The 22,738-nt window shown below is 65.1% G+C and carries 21 protein-coding genes; 8 read left to right on the top strand and 13 right to left on the bottom strand.

The window, feature by feature from the left end:
• Positions 1 to 11 precede the first annotated feature (11 nt).
• From AC1RR3_RS35425 to AC1RR3_RS35400, 6 genes are all read left to right on the top strand, one after another.
• Complete coding sequence (locus AC1RR3_RS35425) at positions 12 to 572, top strand: F0F1 ATP synthase subunit delta (RefSeq protein WP_492829424.1); 561 nt, start codon at positions 12 to 14, stop codon at positions 570 to 572.
• On the top strand, positions 572 to 2,101 hold the full coding sequence (gene atpA, locus AC1RR3_RS35420; RefSeq protein WP_008134187.1) for a F0F1 ATP synthase subunit alpha: 1,530 nt from the start codon (positions 572 to 574) through the stop codon (positions 2,099 to 2,101). The genes AC1RR3_RS35425 and atpA overlap by 1 nt, the downstream gene beginning before the upstream one ends.
• Before the next feature lie 174 nt (positions 2,102 to 2,275).
• Positions 2,276 to 3,148: a F0F1 ATP synthase subunit gamma gene (locus tag AC1RR3_RS35415; RefSeq protein WP_035965381.1), complete on the top strand. Its 873-nt coding sequence runs from the start codon at positions 2,276 to 2,278 to the stop codon at positions 3,146 to 3,148.
• 88 nt (positions 3,149 to 3,236) lie between these two features.
• Positions 3,237 to 4,670: a F0F1 ATP synthase subunit beta gene (gene atpD / locus AC1RR3_RS35410; RefSeq protein ID WP_492829422.1), complete on the top strand. Its 1,434-nt coding sequence runs from the start codon at positions 3,237 to 3,239 to the stop codon at positions 4,668 to 4,670.
• Positions 4,671 to 4,756: 86 nt separating this feature from the next.
• Positions 4,757 to 5,164 (top strand): F0F1 ATP synthase subunit epsilon, encoded by a 408-nt coding sequence (locus AC1RR3_RS35405; protein WP_492829420.1) that lies wholly within the window; start codon positions 4,757 to 4,759, stop codon positions 5,162 to 5,164.
• A gap of 150 nt (positions 5,165 to 5,314) precedes the next feature.
• Entirely contained in the window at positions 5,315 to 6,982 is a 1,668-nt protein-coding gene (locus AC1RR3_RS35400; RefSeq protein WP_492829418.1) for an adenylate/guanylate cyclase domain-containing protein, read from the top strand.
• A gap of 153 nt (positions 6,983 to 7,135) precedes the next feature.
• On the opposite strand, the gene AC1RR3_RS35395 is transcribed toward AC1RR3_RS35400, so the two are convergent.
• From AC1RR3_RS35395 to proB, 10 genes are all read right to left on the bottom strand, one after another.
• Positions 7,136 to 7,636, bottom strand: a complete 501-nt coding sequence (locus AC1RR3_RS35395) for an RNA pyrophosphohydrolase (RefSeq protein WP_492829416.1) — start codon at positions 7,634 to 7,636, stop codon at positions 7,136 to 7,138.
• A gap of 104 nt (positions 7,637 to 7,740) precedes the next feature.
• Complete coding sequence (locus tag AC1RR3_RS35390; RefSeq protein ID WP_492829414.1) at positions 7,741 to 8,244, bottom strand: RNA pyrophosphohydrolase; 504 nt, start codon at positions 8,242 to 8,244, stop codon at positions 7,741 to 7,743.
• 73 nt (positions 8,245 to 8,317) lie between these two features.
• Positions 8,318 to 9,535, bottom strand: coding sequence for a divergent polysaccharide deacetylase family protein (locus tag AC1RR3_RS35385; RefSeq protein WP_492829412.1), 1,218 nt, complete (start codon positions 9,533 to 9,535; stop codon positions 8,318 to 8,320).
• A gap of 155 nt (positions 9,536 to 9,690) precedes the next feature.
• Positions 9,691 to 11,052: a S41 family peptidase gene (locus AC1RR3_RS35380; protein ID WP_492829410.1), complete on the bottom strand. Its 1,362-nt coding sequence runs from the start codon at positions 11,050 to 11,052 to the stop codon at positions 9,691 to 9,693.
• Positions 11,049 to 12,380 carry a murein hydrolase activator EnvC family protein gene (locus AC1RR3_RS35375; RefSeq protein ID WP_492829408.1) on the bottom strand — a complete coding sequence of 444 codons (1,332 nt, stop codon included), beginning with the start codon at positions 12,378 to 12,380 and terminating at the stop codon, positions 11,049 to 11,051. The genes AC1RR3_RS35380 and AC1RR3_RS35375 overlap by 4 nt, the downstream gene beginning before the upstream one ends.
• Positions 12,381 to 12,413: 33 nt before the next feature.
• Positions 12,414 to 12,896 carry a 23S rRNA (pseudouridine(1915)-N(3))-methyltransferase RlmH gene (gene rlmH, locus AC1RR3_RS35370; RefSeq protein ID WP_492829406.1) on the bottom strand — a complete coding sequence of 161 codons (483 nt, stop codon included), beginning with the start codon at positions 12,894 to 12,896 and terminating at the stop codon, positions 12,414 to 12,416.
• 96 nt (positions 12,897 to 12,992) lie between these two features.
• On the bottom strand, positions 12,993 to 13,364 hold the full coding sequence (gene rsfS, locus AC1RR3_RS35365) for a ribosome silencing factor (protein ID WP_492829405.1): 372 nt from the start codon (positions 13,362 to 13,364) through the stop codon (positions 12,993 to 12,995).
• A gap of 208 nt (positions 13,365 to 13,572) precedes the next feature.
• Positions 13,573 to 14,217, bottom strand: a complete 645-nt coding sequence (locus tag AC1RR3_RS35360) for a nicotinate-nucleotide adenylyltransferase (RefSeq protein ID WP_492829403.1) — start codon at positions 14,215 to 14,217, stop codon at positions 13,573 to 13,575.
• Between the two features lie 22 nt (positions 14,218 to 14,239).
• Entirely contained in the window at positions 14,240 to 15,535 is a 1,296-nt protein-coding gene (locus AC1RR3_RS35355; RefSeq protein WP_492829401.1) for a glutamate-5-semialdehyde dehydrogenase, read from the bottom strand.
• A gap of 137 nt (positions 15,536 to 15,672) precedes the next feature.
• Positions 15,673 to 16,794 carry a glutamate 5-kinase gene (gene proB / locus AC1RR3_RS35350; RefSeq protein ID WP_492829399.1) on the bottom strand — a complete coding sequence of 374 codons (1,122 nt, stop codon included), beginning with the start codon at positions 16,792 to 16,794 and terminating at the stop codon, positions 15,673 to 15,675.
• Between the two features lie 205 nt (positions 16,795 to 16,999).
• On the opposite strand from proB, the gene AC1RR3_RS35345 reads away from it, so the two are divergent.
• A complete protein-coding gene (locus AC1RR3_RS35345) occupies positions 17,000 to 18,001 on the top strand; it encodes a Bug family tripartite tricarboxylate transporter substrate binding protein (RefSeq protein ID WP_492829397.1) in 1,002 nt (333 codons plus the stop codon).
• A gap of 70 nt (positions 18,002 to 18,071) precedes the next feature.
• On the opposite strand, the gene AC1RR3_RS35340 is transcribed toward AC1RR3_RS35345, so the two are convergent.
• The 3 genes from AC1RR3_RS35340 to AC1RR3_RS35330 all read right to left on the bottom strand — a co-directional run bounded on the left by AC1RR3_RS35340 (position 18,072) and on the right by AC1RR3_RS35330 (position 21,553).
• Entirely contained in the window at positions 18,072 to 19,706 is a 1,635-nt protein-coding gene (locus tag AC1RR3_RS35340; protein ID WP_492829395.1) for an alkaline phosphatase family protein, read from the bottom strand.
• A 238-nt stretch (positions 19,707 to 19,944) separates the two neighbouring features.
• Positions 19,945 to 20,985 (bottom strand): GTPase ObgE, encoded by a 1,041-nt coding sequence (gene obgE, locus AC1RR3_RS35335; protein ID WP_492829393.1) that lies wholly within the window; start codon positions 20,983 to 20,985, stop codon positions 19,945 to 19,947.
• An 85-nt stretch (positions 20,986 to 21,070) separates the two neighbouring features.
• Positions 21,071 to 21,553 (bottom strand): MaoC family dehydratase, encoded by a 483-nt coding sequence (locus tag AC1RR3_RS35330; RefSeq protein ID WP_492829392.1) that lies wholly within the window; start codon positions 21,551 to 21,553, stop codon positions 21,071 to 21,073.
• A gap of 265 nt (positions 21,554 to 21,818) precedes the next feature.
• On the opposite strand from AC1RR3_RS35330, the gene AC1RR3_RS35325 reads away from it, so the two are divergent.
• Complete coding sequence (locus tag AC1RR3_RS35325; RefSeq protein WP_492829391.1) at positions 21,819 to 22,733, top strand: DMT family transporter; 915 nt, start codon at positions 21,819 to 21,821, stop codon at positions 22,731 to 22,733.
• Positions 22,734 to 22,738: the final 5 nt, after the last annotated feature.

Genomic DNA, 22,738 nt, shown 5'->3' with positions numbered 1-22,738 from the left:
AGAGCGCGTCTGTGGCTGCAGAAGATACGTCCGTTTCAGGTGTGTCCGGCCGTTATGCAACGGCCTTGTTTGAACTGGCCCGCGACCAGAAAGTGGTCGACGAGGTCAAAGCCGATCTCGAAAAGTTCGAGGGTCTGCTGAGCGAGAGCGCCGATCTCAAGCGCCTCGTCCGCAGCCCGGTATTCGCGGCCGATGCCCAGTCCAGGGCCCTCTCGGCCGTGCTGGCCAAGGCCGGCATCGCCGGCATCACCGCCAATTTCCTGAAAGTGCTGACCGCCAACCGGCGCCTGTTCGTGGTGGCTGACGTCATTCGCGCCTACCGCGCCCTGGTCGCCAAGTTCAAGGGCGAGGCGACCGCCGACGTCACGGTGGCGGAAGCGCTGTCTGACAAGAATCTCGACGCCCTCAAGGTTGCCCTGAAGTCGGTGACCGGCAAGGACGTCGCGCTGAACGTGAAAGTCGATCCCTCGATCATCGGTGGCCTCGTCGTCAAGCTGGGCAGCCGCATGGTGGATGGTTCGCTTCGCACCAAACTCAATTCGATCAAGCACGCGATGAAAGAGGCAGGCTGATGGACATCCGCGCCGCGGAAATTTCCGCGATCCTCAAGGACCAGATCAAGAATTTCGGCCAGGAAGCTGAAGTCTCCGAAGTCGGACAGGTGCTGTCCGTCGGCGACGGTATCGCCCGCGTCTACGGTCTGGACAACGTCCAGGCCGGTGAAATGGTCGAGTTCGAGAACGGCACCCGCGGCATGGCGCTGAACCTCGAAACCGACAACGTCGGTGTCGTTATCTTCGGTGCCGACCGTGAAATTAAGGAAGGCCAGACCGTCAAGCGCACCCGCGCCATCGTGGACGCGCCGGTCGGCAAGGGCCTGCTCGGCCGCGTCGTCGACGGACTCGGCAACCCGATCGACGGCAAGGGTCCGATCCAGGCCGACAAGCGCATGCGCGTCGACGTCAAGGCGCCCGGCATCATTCCGCGCAAGTCGGTGAACGAGCCGATGGCGACCGGCCTCAAGGCGATCGACGCCCTGATCCCGATCGGCCGTGGCCAGCGCGAGCTGATCATCGGCGACCGTCAGACCGGCAAGACCGCGATCGCGCTCGACACCATCCTGAACCAGAAGCCGCTCAACGCGCAGCCGGACGAGAACATCAAGCTGTACTGCGTCTACGTCGCGGTCGGCCAGAAGCGTTCGACCGTCGCCCAGTTCGTGAAGGTGCTGGAAGAGCAGGGCGCGCTCGAATACTCGATCGTCGTCGCCGCCACCGCGTCGGATCCGGCGCCGATGCAGTACATCGCGCCGTTCACCGGCTGCACCATGGGCGAGTATTTCCGCGACAACGGCATGCACGCCGTCATCATCTATGACGATCTGTCCAAGCAGGCCGTCGCCTACCGCCAGATGTCGCTGCTGCTGCGCCGCCCGCCGGGCCGCGAAGCCTATCCGGGCGACGTGTTCTATCTGCACTCCCGCCTGCTCGAGCGCGCGGCGAAGCTGAACAAGGACCAGGGCTCGGGCTCGCTGACGGCGCTGCCGGTCATCGAAACCCAGGCCAACGACGTGTCGGCCTACATCCCGACCAACGTCATCTCGATCACCGACGGCCAGATCTTCCTGGAAACCGACCTGTTCTTCCAGGGCATCCGCCCCGCGGTGAACGTCGGTCTGTCGGTGTCGCGCGTCGGTTCGTCGGCGCAGACCAAGGCCACCAAGAAGGTCGCCGGCAAGATCAAGGGCGAGCTGGCGCAGTACCGCGAAATGGCGGCGTTCGCGCAGTTCGGCTCCGACCTCGACGCCTCGACCCAGCGCCTGCTGAACCGCGGTTCGCGCCTCACCGAGCTCCTGAAGCAGCCGCAGTTCTCGCCGCTGAAGATGGAAGAGCAGGTCTGTGTGATCTGGGCCGGCACCAACGGCTATCTCGATCCGCTTCCGGTCAACAAGGTGCGTGCGTTCGAGGACGGTCTGCTGTCGCTGCTGCGCGGCAAGAACGCCGAGATCCTCAATTCGATCCGCGACACCCGCGACCTCACCGACGACACCGCCGCCAAGCTGAAGTCGGTGGTCGAAGGTTTTGCGAAGAGCTTTGCGTAAGAACCGTCACGGCCGGGCCAAAAGCGCGAAGCGCGTCTTCGCATTTGATGTCCCGGCCATTCACGCCTTACCGCGTGGAAGACGAAGACGTGGATGCCCGGGACAAGCCCGGGCATGACGACAGGGACAGGCTAGCGGTTTGACCGCAAGGGATCGAACCGTCGGGGACGAAGAATGGCGTCACTTAAAGACATGCGCGTCCGCATCGCCTCCACCAAGGCGACGCAGAAGATCACCAAGGCCATGCAGATGGTCGCGGCCTCGAAGCTGCGCCGCGCGCAGACCGCGGCGGAAGCGGCGCGTCCCTATGCCGACAAGATGAGCGCGGTGATCTCCAACATCGCCAGCGCCGCTGCGGGTTCGCCCGGCGCGCCCGTGCTGCTGGCCGGCACCGGCAAGGACCAGGTTCACCTGCTGCTGGTCTGCACCGGCGAGCGCGGCCTGTCCGGCGCCTTCAACTCCTCGATCGTGCGTCTCGCCCGCGAGCGCGCCCAGGCGCTGATGGCGCAGGGCAAGGAAGTCAAATTCTTCTGCGTCGGCCGCAAGGGCTATGAGCAGCTCCGCCGCCTGTTCGACAAGCAGATCGTCGAGCATCTCGACCTGCGCAGCGTTCGCCAGCTCGGCTTCGTCAACGCCGAGGACATCGCCAAGAAGGTGCTGGCCCGTTTCGACAACGGCGAGTTCGACGTCTGCACGCTGTTCTATTCGCGCTTCCGCTCGGTGATCGCGCAGATCCCGACCGCCCAGCAGGTCATCCCGCTGGTGGTCGAGGCGGGCGCTGCCGCCAACACCACCTCCTACGAATACGAGCCGGAAGAGGACGAGATTCTCACGCGTCTCTTGCCGCGCAATCTCGCGGTCCAGATCTTCCGCGCGCTGCTCGAGAACAACGCCTCGTTCTACGGCGCACAGATGAGCGCGATGGACAATGCGACGCGCAACGCCGGTGAGATGATCCGCAAGCAGACGCTGGTCTACAACCGCACGCGTCAGGCGCAGATCACCAAGGAACTGATCGAAATCATCTCGGGCGCCGAAGCCGTCTAGCAGAGACGCATCGGTACCCGTCAAACTCAACATCCCGGTCAACAAGCCGACCGTGGTCTACAAATTCGGATCGAAGGAGACATTCAAAATGGCAGCCCAGTCCGGTCGCGTCACCCAGGTCATCGGCGCCGTCGTCGACGTGCAGTTCGAAGGCCACCTCCCGGCCATTCTCAACGCGCTCGAGACCAAGAACGGCGGCAACCGCCTGGTGCTCGAAGTTGCCCAGCATCTCGGTGAGTCGACTGTCCGCACCATCTCGATGGACACCACCGAAGGTCTGGTTCGCGGCCAGGAAGTCACCGACACCGGTTCGCCGATCCGCGTTCCCGTCGGCGAAGGCACGCTCGGCCGCATCATCAACGTCATCGGCGAGCCGATCGACGAAGCCGGCCCGGTCAAGACCGACGGCCTGCGCGCCATCCACCAGGAGGCGCCGCTCTACACCGACCAGTCGACTGAGGCTGAAATTCTCGTCACCGGCATCAAGGTCGTCGACCTCCTGGCTCCCTACGCCAAGGGCGGCAAGATCGGCCTGTTCGGCGGCGCCGGCGTCGGCAAGACCGTGCTGATTCAGGAGCTGATCAACAACGTCGCCAAGGCGCACGGCGGTTACTCCGTGTTCGCCGGCGTCGGCGAGCGGACCCGCGAGGGTAACGACCTCTATCACGAATTCATCGAGTCCAAGGTCAATGCCGATCCGCACAATCCGGATCCGAGCGTGAAGTCGAAGTGCGCGCTGGTGTTCGGCCAGATGAACGAGCCCCCGGGCGCCCGCGCCCGCGTCGCGCTCACCGGTCTGACCATCGCGGAAGACTTCCGCGACAAGGGCCAGGACGTGCTGTTCTTCGTCGACAACATCTTCCGCTTCACCCAGGCCGGCTCGGAAGTGTCGGCGCTCCTGGGTCGTATTCCTTCGGCGGTGGGTTATCAGCCGACGCTCGCCACCGACATGGGCGCGCTGCAGGAGCGCATCACCACCACGCAGAAGGGCTCGATCACCTCGGTGCAGGCCATCTACGTTCCGGCCGACGACTTGACCGACCCGGCGCCCGCGACCTCGTTCGCGCATCTTGATGCGACCACCACGCTGTCGCGCTCGATCGCCGAAAAGGGCATCTATCCGGCGGTGGACCCGCTCGACTCGACCTCGCGCATGCTCTCTCCGCTGGTCGTCGGCGAGGAGCACTACGCGGTCGCCCGTCAGGTCCAGCAGGTGCTGCAGCGGTACAAGGCGCTCCAGGACATCATCGCCATTCTCGGCATGGACGAGCTTTCTGAAGAGGACAAGCTGACCGTGGCCCGCGCCCGCAAGGTCGAGCGCTTCATGTCGCAGCCGTTCCACGTCGCCGAAATCTTCACGGGTTCGCCGGGCAAGTTCGTCGACCTCGCCGACACCATCAAGGGCTTCAAGGGCCTGGTGGAAGGCAAGTACGACCACCTGCCGGAAGCCGCCTTCTACATGGTCGGCACCATCGAAGAGGCGGTCGAGAAGGGCAAGAAGCTGGCGGCGGAAGCGGCCTAAGGCGCGAATGGCGGATAGGGAGTGGCGACCAGCTGCTCCCTGTTTCAGCCAATCGCCATTCGCTACTCACTATTCGCAGGTTCTCCATGGCCACCTTCCACTTCGATCTCGTTTCGCCGGAAAAGCTCGCGTTCTCGGGTGAGGTCGACCAGGTCGACATTCCCGGCGTCGAGGGTGATTTCGGCGTGCTGGCCGGACACGCACCGGTCGTGGCTGCGATCCGCCCGGGCATCCTCACCATCACCACCGGCGGCAAGCACGAGAAGGTCATCGTGCTCGGCGGTCTCGCCGAAGTCTCCGACAAGGGTCTGACTGTTCTTGCCGACGTCGCGACGTCGCTGGCCGAGCTTGATCGCGCCCAGTTCGCCGAGACCATCGCGGAGATGGAAGAGGGCCTGAAGGAGCACGAAGGCGGCGAGCTCGATCACGCCATCGAGCGGCTCGACCATTACAAGAGCATCCAGCAGCAGCTCAACTCCACGGCTATGCACTAAGCCCCGGCGCAACCGCTCCGGGGCTCAAGCCCGAAATTCCTGAATAAGTTCAGCGCTCGTCACGGAAGTGGCGGGCGCTGAAACTTTGTTGCACCGCGCCGGAGATAGCGGCATTCTGCCGCCGCGGAAGGGTTCCAGGGCAGGTCGCAGATGAAGCGCAAGATCGCGGCGATTTTCGCGGCCGATATTGCCGGCTATTCGAGGCTCGTTGCGGAAGACGAGGAGGAGACGCTGCGGCGTCTGGCCTCCTACCGCGAGGTCATCGACGACTTCATCGCCAAGGCAAACGGACGCATCTTCAACACGGCGGGCGACGCCGTGCTTGCGGAATTTCCGAGCGCGGTTGATGCGGTGCGCTGCGCGATCGACATCCAGGAAAGCTTGCGAACCCGCAACATGGCCTATCCGCCAAGCCGGCAGATGTCGTTCCGCATCGGCATCACCATCGGCGACGTGGTCGAGCGCAACGGCGACCTCCTGGGGGACGGCGTCAATATCGCTGCGCGGCTGGAAGGTCTCGCCGAGGTCGGCGGCATCTGCGTCTCCCGTGCGGTGCACGAGCAGGTCGCCAACAAGCTGTCGGTGCAGTTCGCCGATATCGGCGCGCAGGAGGTCAAGAACATCCCGACGCCGGTGCACGCCTACATGGTGGCGATGCGGCGCGAGGACGGCACCTACGCCACGCCGAAGCTGAAGAAGCCCGCGTCCAAGCTGGCCGCAGCACCTGTGTGGATGTGGCCGCTGGTGGTCGCGATCGTCTCGGTCGTCGCCATCCTTGTCACCGGCTTCCTCTACAACACCAAGCTCAAGCAGGCGATGACGGCCGCGGTGACGCCGGCCGCGACGCCGAGCCCAACGCCCACGGCAGCCGCTGTCGCGCCGAGCCCGACGCCGACCCAGATGGCCAAGGCGCCGATGGCGCCGATGCCTCCGTCGAATGCCGGCGCTGCGATGGCGCCGATGCCCGCACCGACACCGTCGGCATCGCCGATGTCAGGCAAGCTTGCTGCCGACAGTGTGCCCTTCATCAACGAGCGCGTCCGCAGCTACCTTGCCGGCGACTATTCCACTTCCGGCGACTACAAGGCCTTCGCGCTCAATATCGGCGGTTTCACCGGCTCGGCGCTGAACCAGCCCAACGAGGAGGCCGCGCGGAACGCCGCACTCGATCAGTGCCAGAAGCGCGCCGACGCCGCGCAATCGCCGCGGCGCTGCGAGCTTTATGCGGTCGGCAACACCGTGGTCTACACCCACGGCAAGCCGCCGATGCCGTCGCCGCCTTTTTTCCGGCATGATGCCATGACCGAGCGGGCCTTCGTGTCGAAGGACTTTCCGATGGTGCGTGATCCCGCAAAGATCCGGCTCGAGAACATGTTTGTGCCGGCGGCGAAATCGCGAACGGTCGCGCTCGGGCCGGGCGGCCAATACTTCATGACGTTGGGAGCACCATCCGCCGACGATGCGGCGCGGCGTTCGCTGGAATCGTGCGGCGCCATCTCCGGCGTTGCCTGCATGATCGTCGCGGTCGACGATAATTTCGTGGTGCCGATCCCGACCCTGCTCAGGATCACCGGCTTCTTCCACGCCGCCAGCAACGCCTCGATCATCGCCGACGCCCGCGACGAAGTCGTGCGCAAGCTCGGCGACGCCATGGGCTGGAACGCGGTGGCCGTCGGCACCGCAGGCCGCCCCGGCCTCGGCCTGAAAGCCGCGGACGAGCAGACCGCCGTCAACTCCGCCCTCGCCGACTGCGTCAAACGCGACAGCGACTGCCACGTTATCGCGATCGGCCCGTTCACCGTGGGGCCGACAAATTAGGGCTGAAAGAGTTCCGCGAGGGCGTTACCGGCCGATTTCGCGACGATTGCGCCCGGTCGCCGATTCTCTTCGACGGTTCAGCAACTTCGCAACAACCACAGCACACCGCGCCGGCGGTGTTCGGCTACTGTGCATGGGGTTGTTTTCGCAGTTTTAGTTTGCGAACGGCGCGAACTGCTGCGCCACTGCGCGATAGACCTCGCGCCGGAACGGCACCACGAGGTCGACGACGCGGTCGAGGCGCTCCCAGCGCCACGCGTCGAACTCGGCGGGCTGACCGTTCTGCGGCGTCAGCGGGTCGATCTCGTCATCCTTGCCGGTGAAGCGCAGCGCGAACCATTTCTGGCGCTGGCCGCGGAATTTCGCCAGCCGGTGCGTTTGCGGGCCGTCATAGGGCGGGAATTCGTAGGTGAGCCAGTCGGTCTCGCCGAGGAATTCGGCGCTGACGACGTTGGTCTCCTCCCAGAGCTCGCGCATCGCCGCATCACGCAGATTCTCGCCCTCGTCGACGCCGCCCTGCGGCATCTGCCAATCGAGGCCCGGCAGGATGATCTCGGGTCCGTCGCCCTTGAAGCGATGGCCGATCAGCACGTGGCCATCGGCGTTGAACAGCGCGATCCCGACATTGGGACGATAGGGTTTTTCATTCGTCATGCGGTGACTTCTTTGATCGTCATTCCGGGATGGTCCGAAGGACCAGATCCGGAATCTCGAGATTCCGGGTTCGTGCTTCGCACGCCCCGGAATGACGATGCAAACTATTCATCCGCGAGCGACGAAAATTCCTTCACCACGCGCTCATAGACCGGGCGCTTGAACGGGATGATCAGCTCGGGGAGATTCTTCATCGGTTCCCAGCGCCAGCTGACGAATTCGGCCTTGTGGCCGCCGCCGGGATTTTCGACGTTGATCTCGCTGTCCTTGCCGGTGAAGCGTACCGCGAACCATTTCTGGCGCTGACCGCGATAACGGCCCTTCCAGGCGCGGCCTGCGACCGTGCGCGGAATGTCGTAGATCAGCCAGTCCGGAACTTCGCCGAGCCGCTCGACCGAGCGCACGCTGGTTTCCTCGTAGAGCTCGCGCCTGGCGGCATCCCAGGTGTCCTCGCCGGGATCGACGCCTCCCTGCGGCATCTGCCAGACATGGCTGTCGTCGACATGCTCGATGCCGCCGGCGCGGCGGCCGATGAACACCAACCCCTTATTGTTGATCAGCATCACACCAACGCAGGTCCGGTAGGGCAGATCCTCGTAACGCGCCATTCCGCCAGACCTCTCGCGTGCTCTTGGTTGGGTATGCCGGCCCAAAGGACTCGTGCCGTACCAATCCGTTGATTTAGCTGGATTTTGATTTCAGCATCGCGGTTGTCAATGGCACCAGCAGAATACCCCGGTCGCCCAATGTCTTGGTCCAGGCGCCGATGCGCTCGATCGAGACCGGGAGGGCGGAGGCGGTGCCGACGGCCGCGCCGCGCTCGCGCGCCGCCGATTCGAGCTTGTTCAGGGCGCGGTCGATCTCGGTCGGGGTTGGGACCGCGTCGATCGCGATGTCGCCCTTGCCGAACGGCATCGCCGCGCTGGCCGCCGCCTGGGGCGCGATGCTGCGGGGCGAGGAGCCGTCGTCGAAGAAGCCGAGGCCGCGCCTGGCCGCCTCGCGGATGATCGGCTGCATCGCCGCGTCCGTCGCCACGAAGCGGGCGCCCATGAAATTGGTGATGCCGGCATAGCCCTGCATCCGGCTCAGATGCCAGTACAGGCGGTCCATGTTCTGGTCGGCGGTGAGCGAGGTCAGCAGCGTCTGCGGCCCCGGATCGTTGTCCGGGAAGTCGTAGGGCTCCATCGGGATCTGGAGGAAGATCTCGTGGCGCTGGGCACGGGCCCGCTCGGCGAGTTTGCCGGGGTCGGAGCCATAAGGCGTGAAGGCCAGCGTCACCGCCGGCGGCAGCTTCATGATCGCGTCGGTGGTCTTGGCGGCACCGACGCCGAGGCCGCCGATCACGATCGCGACGACAGGCATCTTGGCGGCTTTGGCGCGGTCCGCATCTGCGGCGTAGACGTTGAACGGCTTCAGGTCTCCGGCGACCGTCGGGATCATGCCGTAGCGCGATTTCTCCAGCAGTTTTGGGTCAATCCCGGCCATGACGGGCGGCGGGGCGGACGCGGCCGCCGCTTCGCCCTTGTCGGCGGCATCGCCGGCGCCGATCACCACGTCGTGGCGTGCACCGGTGGAGCCGTCGATCATGGTGACGGTCTTCGGGTCGCCCGCCTGCTTCGGCGCTTCCTTGGTCTCGTGCTTGCCCTCTGGCTTGCTCTCGTGGCCGGAGGCGGCCGGCTTCTCGTCCGTGGCTTTGGGCTCGCCGATCGCGATCCGCGTCATCGGCTCGCCGCCGAGCGGATCCTTGTTGAAGATGGCAAAGCCGGCAAAGGCGACCAGGAACAGGCCGAGCAAAATGGCAAGCGCCTGCATGGCCGTGAACGGCAGCCGCAGCCGGCGTTTCCGGCGCGGCTTGTCCTGTCCGAGCGGGGCGCTCAGATCATCGGCCGTTTCAGTCATGCGCGATCCCGAATCACTGCCGCCGACGATACCACGCCGGGGTCAAGCGGCGGCAGGCCGGGAGAGGCCGGGGGCATCGGGGTTCCAAGCAAAAAGGGCGGCTCGAGGAGCCGCCCTTTGCGAGGATCGCGCGATGCCAATACCTGGCTTGACGCCTAGTTCGCCGCTTTGGGCTTGTCGGTCGTCGCGCCCTTGTTGTCGTTGCCCGGCGTCGGCGCCGCAGAGGCGCTGTTCTTGATGCCGTGGAGCAGATCGTCGGCGAGCTTGAGCGCCTTGTCGTCCTTGGCGTCCGGCGGCACGTAGGACTGCGAGCCGGTCTTCTCGTCGCCGTCGTTCTTGAGATGGCCGCGCAGCGAAGCCTCGCCCTTGGTGTCGGTGCGCGACTTCAGCTCGTCCGGCACGTCCTGCAGCACTTCGATGTCGGGCACGATGCCCTTGGCCTGGATCGACTTGCCCGACGGCGTGTAGTAGCGCGCCGTGGTCAGACGCAGCGCACCGTTGCCCGAGCCGAGCGGGATGATGGTCTGCACCGAGCCCTTGCCGAACGAGCGCGTGCCGACGATGGTCGCGCGCTTGTGGTCCTGCAGCGCGCCGGCGACGATTTCCGACGCCGAGGCCGAGCCGCCATTGACCAGCACGATGACGGGCTTGCCCTTGGTGAGGTCGCCGGCATGTGCGGTACGGCGCTGGGTCTCCTCGGCATTGCGGCCGCGGGTCGAGACGATCTCGCCCTTCTCCAGGAACGAGTCGGAGACGGTGACCGCTTCCTCGAGCAGGCCGCCCGGGTTGTTGCGGAGGTCGATGACGTAGCCCTTCAGCTTGTCGCCGATCTGATTCGAGAGGTTGGCGACCTCGCGCTTCAGGCCTTCGGTGGTCTGCTCGTTGAAGGTGGTGATGCGAATATAGGCGATGTCGTCGGCTTCGATGCGGGCGCGCACCGAGCGGACGCGGATGTTGTCGCGCACGAGCGTCACGTCGAGCGGATTGTCCTGGCCCTTGCGGATGATCTTGAGCTTGATCTTGGTGTTGACCGGGCCGCGCATCTTCTCGACCGCCTGGTTCAGGGTCAGGCCCTGCACCGCTTCGTCGTCGAGATTGGTGATGATGTCGTTGGCCATGATACCGGCGCGCGAAGCGGGCGTGTCGTCGATCGGCGAGACCACCTTGATCAGGCCGTCCTCCATCGTGACCTCGATGCCGAGACCGCCGAACTCACCGCGGGTCTGCACCTGCATGTCGCGGAAGCTCTTGGCGTCCATGTAGCTGGAATGCGGATCGAGGCCGGAGAGCATGCCGCTGATGGCGGATTCGATCAGCTTGGTGTCGTCGGGCTTCTCGACATAGTCGGAGCGCACGCGCTCGAAGACGTCGCCGAACAGATTGAGCTGGCGATAGGTGTCCGCGGTTGCGGCTCGCGCGCTGGAGCCCATGAACACCGCGCGCGGCTGGGTCGCGAACAGCGTCAGCGCTGCACCGGTGGCCGCGCTGAGGAGGATAACTGAAGTCTTGCGCATCATCCGCGAACCTTCTCGCCTTCATTTGCGGCCCACCATGGGCCTGGATCGATTGGAGTGCCGTCTTTGCGGAACTCGACATACAGCACAGGTTGACTCGCGTTCGTGGCGAGAATGGAGGCGACTTGAGATGTCGACCCCATGGTCGCGACCGGCTCCCCCGTGAGAACAAACTGACCGATGTTGACCGAAATGCGCTCCATCCCGGCGATCAGGACATGATACCCGCCACCGGCATTGAGGATCAAGAGTTGTCCATAGCTGCGGAACGGGCCGGAATAGACCACCCAGCCGTCGCACGGCGTCGTGACCTGCGAGCCGGGCTTGGTTGCCAGCGAAATCCCCTTCTGGACCCCGCCGACCCCGTCGGAACCGCCAAAGTCCCTGATCTTGTTACCGTTAACCGGAAGCGGCAGGAGGCCCTTGGCCGAGGCGAAGGCGATGGCCGGGGTGGTCCGGGAGCGGTCCTTGAAGGTCCCAGGTCCCGGCTTGGCGCTGGCGGCCGCCTTGGCCTCGGCCTGCTTTGCCGCCTCAGCCGCCTTCTCAGCCGCCTTGGCGGCGCTTTGCAGGTCCTGCTCCATCTTGGTGATCAGCCCCTGGAGATCGCCGACCTGTCGTGAGAGCGCGATGGCGCGCGCATTCTCGGCGTCCAGGTCCTTCTCGCGGGCGGACTGCTGGCGCTGCCGTTCGTCGACCAGGGCCGTGAGCCGGGTCTGGTCGTTGCGGACCTTGTCGCGGTCGGTGGCGAGCTGATCGCGTTCGGTGGCGATGTTCTTGCGCAAGGAAACAAGCTCGCCGAGCTCGCTTGCGATCTTTTCTGCGCGGCCGCGCAATTCCGGCACGACGGCGCCGAGCAACATCGCGGTGCGCAGCGATTGCAGCGCATCTTCGGGGCGCACCAAGAGCGCCGGCGGCGTGCGCCGGCCGGCGCGCTGCAACGCCGCCAGCACCTCGACGATGTCGGCGCGGCGCGAATCAAGCGACGTGCGCATCGCCTGCTCGCGGTCGTTCAGCGTCTTCAGCCGCGCTTCGGCCTCGTCGATCTTGGTCTCGACGGTCCGCACATTGGCGGCGGTGTCGATCAATTGCTGGTTGAGCTGGGTGCGGTCCTGGCCGAGCGAGGTGATCTCGGCCTTGAGCTTGGCCTGCGCCTCTTCCGCGCTCTTCTTGCTCGCGCGCGCAGCTTCCAGCTCCTGCTCGCGCTGCTTGATCGCGTCGGGCGAGACGGCTGCGGTCTGGGGTGCAGGCACCTGAACTTGCGTCTGAGCTTGCGCGAGGCTTGCGCCGGCAACGCTTGCGATCAGCAGCAGGTTGAGGACAGGCGCTCGCATCGCTTTAGGCAAAGGTGCTCGTTGTGGCGCGCATCACGCGCGGTGATAGGGATGGCCGGCCAGAATGGTGGCGGCCCGATATAGCTGTTCCAGAAGCATGACGCGGACCATTTGATGCGGCCAGGTCGCAGAGCCGAACGCGATCGCGAGCTTGGCCTTACGGCGCAATTCGGGCGAAAGTCCGTCCGCCCCTCCGATCACGAACATAGTATGACCGGCACCCTCGTCGCGCCAGCGCCCCAGATGCCGTGCGAATACGGTGGAATCGAGATTCTGGCCACGCTCGTCCAGCGCCACCAGGATGGATTTTTCAGGGATATGCGCGGAGATCGCCGCGGCCTCTTCGGCCATCCGCGTCGCGGTGTCGCGTGCGCGGCTCTCGGGGATTTCGTGGATGCTGAGCTCGCGGAATCCGAGCTTGCGGCCGGCTTCGTCGAACCGCTCGAAATAGCGGTCGGCAAGCTCCCGTTCGGGGCCCTGCTTCAGCCGGCCCACCGCAATGACAGCAACACGCATGGTTTCTTCGGAGTCGCGTTTTCAAGACCGCGCGCAGATTGCGCGCGCACGACGCTAGCATGCGCGTCAGCCGATTCGAAATCGGCTTAAGTCGGCCTAGATCGCCTTCGCCGCGATCGCTTTCGCCGCCCCTGGGCCCTGCGTGTACAACCGCTCGAGGTTGTAGAACTCTCGGACCTCGGGTCGGAAGACGTGCACGATCACATCACCGGAATCGATCAGCACCCAGTCGCAATTGGGCAAGCCCTCGACGTGGATGTTCTTGATGCCGTTTTCCTTGAGGCCCTTGGCGACGTTCTCCGCGATCGCGCCGACGTGCCGGTTGACCCGGCCGGTGGTGACGATCATGTAGTCGGAGTAGGCCGATTTGCCGCGAAGGTCGATGGTGACCGTCTCTTCCGCCTTCATGTCGTCCAGGCGGGAGAGGATCAGGCTCAGCGTCTTGTCGGCGTCGGGTTGCGCCTCCAAGGCCGCAGCTTTGGTCGATGTTTTACGCGTTGGCTTGGCAACCTTGGGTAAAACAGACTTGGACAATACAGATGTGGTCAGGGACCATTCCTTTCACTGTATCGCGAACGCCGAATCCAGCGCTCACGGGCTACACTACATCATGTGGGGTTAAGGGTTTCAATATGCCAGACAGCCCGAAATCCACACGACCTCCGCACAGTCTGACTCACTTCGTACCTTTCCAGCTTCCGTCCGGGTTCCGCAGGCCGGTCGAGGAGAGATTCAGCTTCATTCCGGTCAGGAAGACCCAGGCCGGCGCCGGCTGATCCGCAAGCAGGGCTGCCTTATTCTCGGGCAGGCGGTAGCGTGCCAGCGCCTGGGCGGCGGGCGAGGCGAGGGCGCGAAAACTCTGCGGCGGGCGATCGATGACCGCAATCGGCACCTGGTCGGCGATGCGCCGCCAGTGCTGCCAACGATGGAATTGAGCGAGGTTGTCGGCGCCCATAATCCAGACAAAGCGCAGGCCGGAGAGGCGGCGGCGCAAGGTGTTGATCGTGTCGATAGTATAGCGGGTGCGAATGACGGATTCGAGACAGCTCACCTCGATCCTGGAATCGTTGGCGACGTCGCGCGCGGCCTGCATGCGCTCGCCGAGCTCATGCAGATTGCCGTTCTCCTTGAGCGGATTGCCCGGCGTCACCAGCCACCACACGCGATCGAGCTGAAGGCGTTTCAGCGCGAACTGGCTGATCGCGCGATGGGCCTGGTGCGGTGGATTGAACGAGCCGCCGAGCAGGCCGATACGCATGCCTTCGGTGTAAGGCGGTATGGCCTGCGCGAAGAAACGTGGCGCGACGAAATTGTTACTCAATGTCCGCGCCTCGCGACGTTACTTACGGCCGCGTCTGCCCGGTGCCATGGACGCGATACTTGAAGCTCGTCAGCTGCTCGGCGCCGACGGGGCCGCGCGCATGGAAGCGGCCGGTGGCGATGCCGATCTCGGCACCGAAACCGAACTCGCCGCCATCGGCGAACTGCGTCGAGGCATTGTGCAGTACGATCGCGGAATCGACCTCGCTCAGGAATTTCTTCGCGGTCGCCTCATCCGCGCTCACGATCGCATCGGTATGATGCGAGCCGTGGGTCTGGATATGCGCGATCGCGCCGTCGACGCCGTCCACCACCTTCGCCGCGATGATCGCGTCGAGATATTCGGTGTCCCAATCGTCTTCGCTGGCAGGCTTTACGCGCGCATCGGTCTTCTGCACGGCGTCGTCGCCGCGCACCTCGCAGCCGGCCTCGATCAGCATCTCGACCAGCGGCTTCAGGTTTTTCGCAGCCGCCGCGCGATCGACCAGCAGCGTCTCGGCCGCACCGCAGACGCCGGTGCGGCGCATCTTGGCGTTGAGCACGATCGACTTCGCCATGGCGAGGTCGGCGCTGGCATCGATGTAGACGTGGTTGACGCCTTCGAGATGCGCGAACACGGGCACGCGTGCCTCCTGCTCGACGCGCGCCACGAGGCTCTTGCCGCCGCGCGGCACGATGACATCGACGGAGCCGTTGAGGCCGGACAGCATCATGCCGACCGCCGCGCGGTCGCGCGTCGGCACCAGCGTGATGGCAGCTTCGGGCAGGCCGGCTTCACGCAGGCCCTGCACCAGGCATTGATGGATGGCGCGGCAGGAGCGGAAACTGTCGGAGCCGCCGCGCAGGATCACGGCATTGCCGGACTTCAAGCACAGCACGCCCGCATCCGCCGCAACATTCGGCCGGCTCTCAAAGATCACGCCGACGACGCCGAGCGGCACGCGCACGCGCTCGATGGTCATGCCGTTCGGCCGCTGCCAGCTCTCGGTGACGATGCCGACGGGATCGGCGATGCCGCGCACGATGCCGATGCCCTCGGCCATCGACTCGACCCGCGCCGGGGTCAGCGTCAGGCGGTCGATGAAGGACGCGGTCATGTTGCTGGACGTGCGGGCTTCCGCGACGTCCTCGGCATTGGCGGCGAGGATCGCCGCAGAGTTTGCGCGGATCGCCCGCTCCATGGCTTCCAGCGCCCGGTTCTTCTGCTCCGGCGGCGCCAGCGCCAGCACGCGCGCGGCAGCGCGGGCACGGGTGGCGAGATCGGACATCAGCGCCTGTAGATCGGCATTGCCGTCAACGGCTTTGAGGGGGGCGGCCATGGGGAGTTCAACCTTCTGCTAAGGCAGTGTCCTAGCACGGAAATCCCGCTTTTGCGAAGGGTGGGGCGGGTATGGCAGGTCTCCCGGCCGCGTGCAGACTAGGTCATTGGGCCAGTAAAATGGGGCCGCGGCGGCCCCTACCCGCCCACCACCAGATCGTCGCGATGGATCATCTCGGCGCGGCCGCTGATGCCGAGGATGGTCATCACATCAGGGGAGGAGCGGCCCTTGATGCGCTCGGCGTCGTCGGCGTCATAGGCGATCAGGCCGCGGCCGATCTCGCTGGTGTCGGGGCCGCGCACGATCACGGCATCGCCGCGGGCGAACTGGCCCTCGACCTTGATGACGCCGGCCGGCAGCAGGCTGGCGCCGGCGCGCAGCGCGGTCACGGCGCCGGCGTCGATGGTCAGCGTGCCCTTCGGCTCCAGCGTACCCGCGATCCAGCGTTTTCGCGATGTGATGGGATTGGCCGGCGTCAGGAACCAGGTGCAGCGGCCGCCGTCGGCGATCGCCTGCAGGGGATGCTCGATCTTGCCGGAGGCGATCAGCATGTGCGTGCCGCCTGTCGTCGCGATCTTGGCAGCCTCGACCTTGGTGCGCATGCCGCCGCGCGACAGTTCGGATTCGGCGTCGCCTGCGACAGCCTCGATCTCCGGGGAGATGCTGTCGACCACCGGAATGAGCTTTGCGTTCGGGTTGTTCTTCGGCGGGGCGTCGTAGAGGCCGTCGATGTCGGACAGCAGCACCAGCAGGTCGGCGCTCGCCATGGTGGCGACGCGCGCGGCGAGGCGGTCATTGTCGCCGTAGCGGATCTCGGTGGTGGCGACCGTGTCGTTCTCGTTGATCACGGGGATCGCGCGCCACTCCAAGAGCTTGCCGATGGTGGAGCGCGCATTGAGATAGCGGCGGCGCTCCTCGGTATCCCCAGGCGTGACCAGGATCTGGCCGGCGTCGATGCCGTGGGCCCCTAACACCTCGGACCAGATTCGCGCCAGCGCGATCTGGCCGACGGCAGCCGCCGCCTGGCTCTCCTCCAGCTTCAGCGGGCCGCGCGGCAGCTTGAGCCGGCTGCGGCCGAGCGCGATCGAGCCCGAGGAGACGACGAGCACGTCGCGGCCTTCCTTGTGCAGCTTGGCCATGTCGTCGGCGAGCGCAGCGAGCCAGGACGCCCGCACCTCGCCCTTGTCGGAATCGACCAGCAGCGCGGAGCCGACCTTGACGACGATGCGGCGGAATTGACTGAGTTCGGGGCTGGCCATGTCTGTATGTGTTGGCGCGTTGCTGCGAATTGCTCTGCTTCGAAAGACGGCGGAGCGACAGGCGGCGCCGATAAGGCCTGCTTTTGCAGCAGGACGATGGCCGGCGCAAGGCGGCCGCGATGGTAAACGGCGAAGGTCGGCCTTGCCCGGAAAGCCCGCCTGGCTCTAATGGGCGCCAACCATAATGGGCTGAACGAGGAAACGAATGGATCGCCGCAAATTCATGGCCGGATGTCTTGGTGCAGGTCTTGGGGCAGGTCTTGGGTCAGGTCTTGGGCTGCCGCTGCTGACGCAGGCGGGCGGGGCAGAAGCGCAGGCCGGGCTGACAAAAATGATCTTCCCGTTCGCCGCGGGTGCCGGCGGCGACACGCTGTGCCGGCTGATTGCACAGGAGATGGCCCCGGCGCTGCAACGGACCATCGTGGTCGAGAACCGCACCGGCGGCGACGGCCTGATCGGCATCAAGGCGGTGAAGGGTGCCAGCCCCGACGGCAGCATGGTGCTGGTGACGACTGGGCCCACCATGTACCTGCTGCCGATGGTCGAGACGACGCCCAGCTTCGACACGGCGAAGGACTTCATGCCGGTGTCGCTGCTGGCGCGGTTCGAATTCGCCGTTGTGGTCGGCCCGGCGGTCGATGCCGCGGATTTCAAGAGTTTCGTCGCATGGCTGAAGGCGCATCCGGACAAATCGTCGTTCGGGGTGCCGAGCAACGGCACCATTCCGCATTTCATGGGCTCCAAGCTCGAGAAGGATCTCGGCATCCCCCTGACCCGCGTGCCCTATCGCGGCAGCGCGCCGATCCTCAACGATCTCATTGGCGGCCATCTGTCGTTCGGCATAGTGACGTTGGCGGATGCGCTGTCGCAGCATCGCGCCAAGGGCGTGAAGATCATCGCGGCCTCGAGCGCGGAGCGTTCGCCCTTCGCACCCGAGGTGCCGACGCTGAAGGAGAGCGGCATCGATCTCGTTGCGGACGCCTGGTACGGCATGTGGCTTCCCGCCGGCAGCCCGCCGGACTTCGCCAGCAAGCTCGGTGCCGCCGCGCGCGCCGCACTCGCCAAGCCAGAGGTGAAGGAGAAGCTCACCGCGATTGGCCTGATCCCGGTCGGCAGCACGGCCGACGGGCTTGCCAAGGAGCTCGCCGCGAACGCGGCGTTCTGGCAGCCGATCGTGACCGCGACGGGATACAAGATCGAGAATTGAGGTCTGGCGCGCCACTCCATCCCCTCATCCTGAGGAGCGCGCTCTTGCGCGCCTCCTCACCATGAGGGTTTTAGAGTTTCCCACGCTGGGCGATGCCGTCCTTGATCGACGCTAGCTCCGCCTCGTCCCAGATGCCGATCAGCACCCCGCCCTTCACCTGGAGCTGGTTGTCCGCATAGTTCGCGATCTTTTCGCGCGGCGTGGTGATGTGATCGTTCGGATGCAGCGCCCAGTCGAACAATTCAGCCTGTAACCTCGCGATCACAGCTGCGCAATCAGGATCGTCGCCGCGATCGACATACTCATCCGGATCGGTTTCGAGATCGTACAGCATCGGGCGGAAGCCGGAGGCGTGGATGTATTTCCAGCGGCCGTCGAACACCATGAACAGGCGGCAGCGCTCGATCGGCTGGTTCAGCTTCAGCCGCACGTCCTGCATGGCGTAGTCGTATTCGGAGAACGCCACCTTGCGCCAGTCGCCCGGCGTCGGCCCGCGCAGCAGCGGCAGCAGCGAGCGTCCTTCGAGGATGTGGCCGGCCACCTTGCCGCCGAAATAATCGACGAAGGTCGGGGCGAGATCGATGCCTTCGACCAGCGCGTCGCTGCGCGTGCCGCGGGTGGCGTCGGCTTCCCTGGAGGGATCTATGATGATCAGCGGAATCTTGGCCGACTGCTCGTGGAACAGGTCCTTCTCGCCCATCCAGTGATCGCCGAGATAATCGCCGTGATCGGAGGTGAATACGATCATGGTGGTTTCCAGCAGGCCGCGCGCCTCCAGGAATTTCATCAGCACGCCCATCTGGTCGTCGATCTGGGTGATCAGGCCCATATAGGTCGGGATCACCTTCTCGCGGGCATCGTCGCGCGCCATGTTGCGAGAGTAGCGCATGTCCATATAGGCGCCGAACACCGGATGCGGATTCTGCCGCTCGCGCTCGGAGCGGATCACCGGGATCATGTCGGCGGTCGAATACATGCTGGCATAGGGTTCTGGCGCGATATAGGGCCAGTGCGGCTTGATATAGGACAGATGCAGGCACCACGGCCGTCCGTCGGTCTCGGCCTCGCCGATGAAATCCATCGCGCGCCGCGTCATGTAGGGCGTCTCGGAATGCTCGTCCGGCACGCGCGCGGCCTTGTCGGCATGCACCAGCAGCCAGCCGTTCTGCAACGAGCCATCTTCCGCCGCACCGGAATTGGCCCAGTGCTCCCAAGGGTTGGTGGCGTCGAATCCTTGGCTGCGCAGATAGTCATCGTATTTCGGGCGCGGCCGTCCGGTCGGATGCAGGCCGTCGTCGCGCTCATAAGGCTCGAACCCGCATTCGGCGACGTGCACGCCGATGACAGATTCCGGCGGGATGCCGAGCGCCTTCATGCCCTCGAGGTCGGGCGCCATGTGGGTCTTGCCGACCAGCACGTTGCGCACGCCGATCTTCTTCAGGTGATCGCCGAGCGTGGGCTCGCCGACGCGCAGCGGCCAGCCGTTCCAGTGCGAGCCGTGCGAGCGCATGTAGCGGCCGGTGTAGAACGACATTCGCGAGGGACCGCAGATCGGCGATTGCACGTAAGCCTTGCTGAACAGCACGCCGCGCCTGGCCATGGCGTCGATGTTGGGAGTCTTCAGCGTGGGATGGCCGGTGCAGCCGAGATAGTCGTAGCGAAGCTGGTCGCACATGATCCAGAGAACGTTCTTCGCGCGCGCCATGCGTCATCCCTGCCGTTTCTTGATGGCTGGATGCTGCGCTATCGAGGACGCGAAGACAAGCCGCGGCCAGTGATGTCCGTGCTTACAGCCATACATTCAAATGTCGTCCCGGCGAAGGCCGGGACCCATACTCCTCAGCAGAAGTTATGGTGCGAGAAGGCAATGACCGATCTTCGCCAAACTACGTTCGGTGGGTCCCGGCCCCCGTGCGCAATTGCGCACTAGGCCGGGACGACAATTACGCCGACCACGGCTCCGCTTCGGCCGTGCTCTTGGCCTTGGCGGATACCGGTGCCTCGCCGATCACATCCACCAGCGCGCGCAGCGCTTCCTTCACGCCATCGCCGGCGATGCCCGACATCAGCAGCGGCGTCTTCTTGGCGGCGCGCTTGAGCCGGTCCTTCTGCTTCTTCAATTCGTCCGGCTCGACCGCGTCGATCTTGTTCAACGCCACGATCTCGATCTTGTCGGTGAGCAGGCCGCCATAGGCATTGAGCTCGTTGCGCACGGTCTTGTAGGCCTTGCCGGCATGCTCGCAGGTCGCATCGATGAGATGCAGCAGCACGCGGCAGCGCTCGACATGGCCGAGGAAGCGGTCGCCGAGCCCCGCGCCTTCATGCGCGCCCTCGATCAGACCTGGAATGTCGGCCAGCACGAATTCGCGGCCGTCGGAATTCACGACGCCGAGCTGCGGATGCAGCGTGGTGAAGGGATAGTCGGCGATCTTCGGCTTGGCCGCACTGACCTTGCTGAGGAAGGTCGACTTGCCGGCATTGGGCAGGCCGACGAGGCCGGCGTCGGCAATGAGTTTCAGCCGCAGCCAGATCCAGCGCTCCTCGCCCACCTGGCCGGGATTGGCGTTGCGCGGCGCGCGGTTGGTGGAGGACTTGAAATGGGCATTGCCGAAGCCGCCATTGCCGCCCTCCGCCAGCACGAATTTCTCGCCGACATCGGTGAAGTCGTGGATCAGCGTCTCGCGGTCCTCGTCGAAGATCTGGGTGCCCATCGGCACCTTCAGCACGATGTTCTTGCCGTTGGCGCCGTGACGGTCCGAGCCCGCGCCATTCTCGCCCTTCTGGGCCTTGAAATGCTGCTGGTAGCGGTAGTCGATCAGCGTGTTGAGGCCGTCGGCGACCTCGATGATGACATTGCCGCCGCGGCCGCCATTGCCGCCGGAGGGACCGCCGAATTCGATGAACTTCTCGCGGCGGAACGCCACGCAGCCGTTCCCGCCGTCACCGGAGCGGATATAGACCTTTGCTTCGTCGAGGAATTTCATGGGCCATAGGTAGGCCAGCCGGTCCCCCGCGGCAACCCGGACTTACCCGCAAATCGGCCGAAATTCCGCGAATTTTGGCCCTTGCTTAACCAACCGGCCGGCGCCGGATCAGGAATTTCTGCATGCCCTCCAGCACCAGCTCCTTGCGCTGGTTGAACACGGTGCTTTTGAGCGCCACCGCGCCGGTGGTGCGGCCCGGCACCAGTTCGGTGACCTCGAGCGCGGGATAGATGGTGTCGTCGGCGAACACGGGCTTGAGGAACCGGCTCGATTGCTCGAGGAAGCCGACCAGGGACTCCTCGACCATGAACGGAAACAGGCCGGCGCCGGGCGCGGTGTGGATCAGGGTCTGGAAGCCGTGGGCGAGCAGATGCGGCATGCCGCGGCTGCGGCAATATTCCAAATCGTAATGCACCGGATGGGTGTCGCCGCTCGCGGTCTGGAACGCCGCGAACACCGCCGAGGTCTGGGTCCGGCTCGGCAGCACGAAGCGCTCGCCGACGACGAAATCCTCAAACCAGCGTTGCGTGGGGATCATGCGGTGCCGGGTCGGATCGAAGTCGGTCATTTCCATGCTCCCTGTTCGCGGGCGGCCTATCGCTACCGCGCCGCGAAGAGTGCGACAATCCGTTCAATTCGGCTTGTGCGGGCTTGTCGCGGCTGCTCACGTCATTAAAACGACCGCAAGCGACTCTAGTCGCTGATTTCCGACGCTCTCTCCCCGTCATTGCGAGGAGCGAAGCGACGAAGCAATCCAGACTGCCGCTGTGGAGACAGTCTGGATTGCTTCGCTTCGCTCGCAATGACGAGCCCCCAAACCCACACCCGTATCGATGCCCTTCTTCAAGAATCTTTCCGCCTATGACGACCGATCGGCGCGGCTGGCCGGCATCGGTCTGATGGTGCTGTCGATCTTCATGTTCTCGTTCGGCGACGCCATGGGCAAGTTCCTGGTCGGGACCTATTCGGTGGGGCAGCTGCTGTTCCTGCGCGCCTGCGCGGCGCTGTTGCTGCTGCTGCCGATGATCTGGCGGCATCGCCAGGATTTCGTTCGCCTCGAGCGGCCGTGGTTGCAGCTCGTCCGCGTCACGCTGTCGACGCTGGAGGTCGCGGCCTTCTTCATCGCAACGGTCTATCTGCCGCTCGCCGACGTCATCACCTATTATCTCGCCGGTCCGATCTTCGTCACCGCGATGTCGGCGATCTTCCTGCGCGAAAAGGTCGGCTGGCGGCGCTGGACCGCGATCCTGATCGGCTTCTGCGGCGTCGTGATCGCGCTGCGGCCGTCGGCGCAGACCGTCAGCCTGCCGGCGCTGATCGCGCTCGGCGGCAGTCTTTCTTTCGCGGTCCTGATGCTGATCACCCGCAGCCTGCGCAAGACGCCCGACATCGTGATGGCGTCCTCGCAATTCATCGGCACCTTCCTGCTGGGGGCGGCGCTGTCGGCGTTTCACTGGGTGCCGCCGACGCCGGGCAGCCTCGTGATCTTCGCGCTGGCGGGGCTCATCTCGGTGACCGCGCTGTTCTGCGTCAACCGTTCGCTCAAGCTCGCGCCGGCCAGCGTCGTCGTGCCCTATCAATATTCGATGATCGTCTGGGCCGTGATCTTCGGCTTCGTCGTGTTCGGCGACGTGCCGTCGATCGCCACGATCGTCGGCGCCGCCATCATCATCGGCGCCGGGTTCTATATCTACGTGCGCGAGCGCGATCTGGGGCGTGCCGGCGGAGAGGTGAATCCGCCGGCGTAGAGCAC

It is taken from the genome of Bradyrhizobium sp. GW821-FHT13H05, from assembly GCF_058804065.1.
The sequence above is the reverse complement of the archived record's forward strand: the minus strand, read 5'-3'. Positions and strand labels throughout refer to the sequence as shown.

Bases quoted from the DNA above. Each gene is read 5' to 3' on its own strand.
- AC1RR3_RS35325 (WP_492829391.1), top strand. From the start codon at position 21,819: ATGCCCTTCTTCAAGAATCTTTCCGCCTATGACGACCGATCGGCGCGG.
- AC1RR3_RS35415 (WP_035965381.1), top strand. From the start codon at position 2,276: ATGGCGTCACTTAAAGACATGCGCGTCCGCATCGCCTCCACCAAGGCG.
- AC1RR3_RS35330 (WP_492829392.1), bottom strand. From the start codon at position 21,553: ATGACCGACTTCGATCCGACCCGGCACCGCATGATCCCCACGCAACGC.
- atpD (WP_492829422.1), top strand. From the start codon at position 3,237: ATGGCAGCCCAGTCCGGTCGCGTCACCCAGGTCATCGGCGCCGTCGTC.
- AC1RR3_RS35340 (WP_492829395.1), bottom strand. From the start codon at position 19,706: ATGGCGCGCGCGAAGAACGTTCTCTGGATCATGTGCGACCAGCTTCGC.
- AC1RR3_RS35375 (WP_492829408.1), bottom strand. From the start codon at position 12,380: ATGCGAGCGCCTGTCCTCAACCTGCTGCTGATCGCAAGCGTTGCCGGC.
- obgE (WP_492829393.1), bottom strand. From the start codon at position 20,985: ATGAAATTCCTCGACGAAGCAAAGGTCTATATCCGCTCCGGTGACGGC.
- AC1RR3_RS35395 (WP_492829416.1), bottom strand. From the start codon at position 7,636: ATGACGAATGAAAAACCCTATCGTCCCAATGTCGGGATCGCGCTGTTC.
- rlmH (WP_492829406.1), bottom strand. From the start codon at position 12,896: ATGCGTGTTGCTGTCATTGCGGTGGGCCGGCTGAAGCAGGGCCCCGAA.
- proB (WP_492829399.1), bottom strand. From the start codon at position 16,794: ATGGCCAGCCCCGAACTCAGTCAATTCCGCCGCATCGTCGTCAAGGTC.
- AC1RR3_RS35380 (WP_492829410.1), bottom strand. From the start codon at position 11,052: ATGATGCGCAAGACTTCAGTTATCCTCCTCAGCGCGGCCACCGGTGCA.
- AC1RR3_RS35355 (WP_492829401.1), bottom strand. From the start codon at position 15,535: ATGGCCGCCCCCCTCAAAGCCGTTGACGGCAATGCCGATCTACAGGCG.
- AC1RR3_RS35390 (WP_492829414.1), bottom strand. From the start codon at position 8,244: ATGGCGCGTTACGAGGATCTGCCCTACCGGACCTGCGTTGGTGTGATG.
- AC1RR3_RS35345 (WP_492829397.1), top strand. From the start codon at position 17,000: ATGGATCGCCGCAAATTCATGGCCGGATGTCTTGGTGCAGGTCTTGGG.
- AC1RR3_RS35385 (WP_492829412.1), bottom strand. From the start codon at position 9,535: ATGACTGAAACGGCCGATGATCTGAGCGCCCCGCTCGGACAGGACAAG.
- AC1RR3_RS35405 (WP_492829420.1), top strand. From the start codon at position 4,757: ATGGCCACCTTCCACTTCGATCTCGTTTCGCCGGAAAAGCTCGCGTTC.
- atpA (WP_008134187.1), top strand. From the start codon at position 572: ATGGACATCCGCGCCGCGGAAATTTCCGCGATCCTCAAGGACCAGATC.
- AC1RR3_RS35400 (WP_492829418.1), top strand. From the start codon at position 5,315: ATGAAGCGCAAGATCGCGGCGATTTTCGCGGCCGATATTGCCGGCTAT.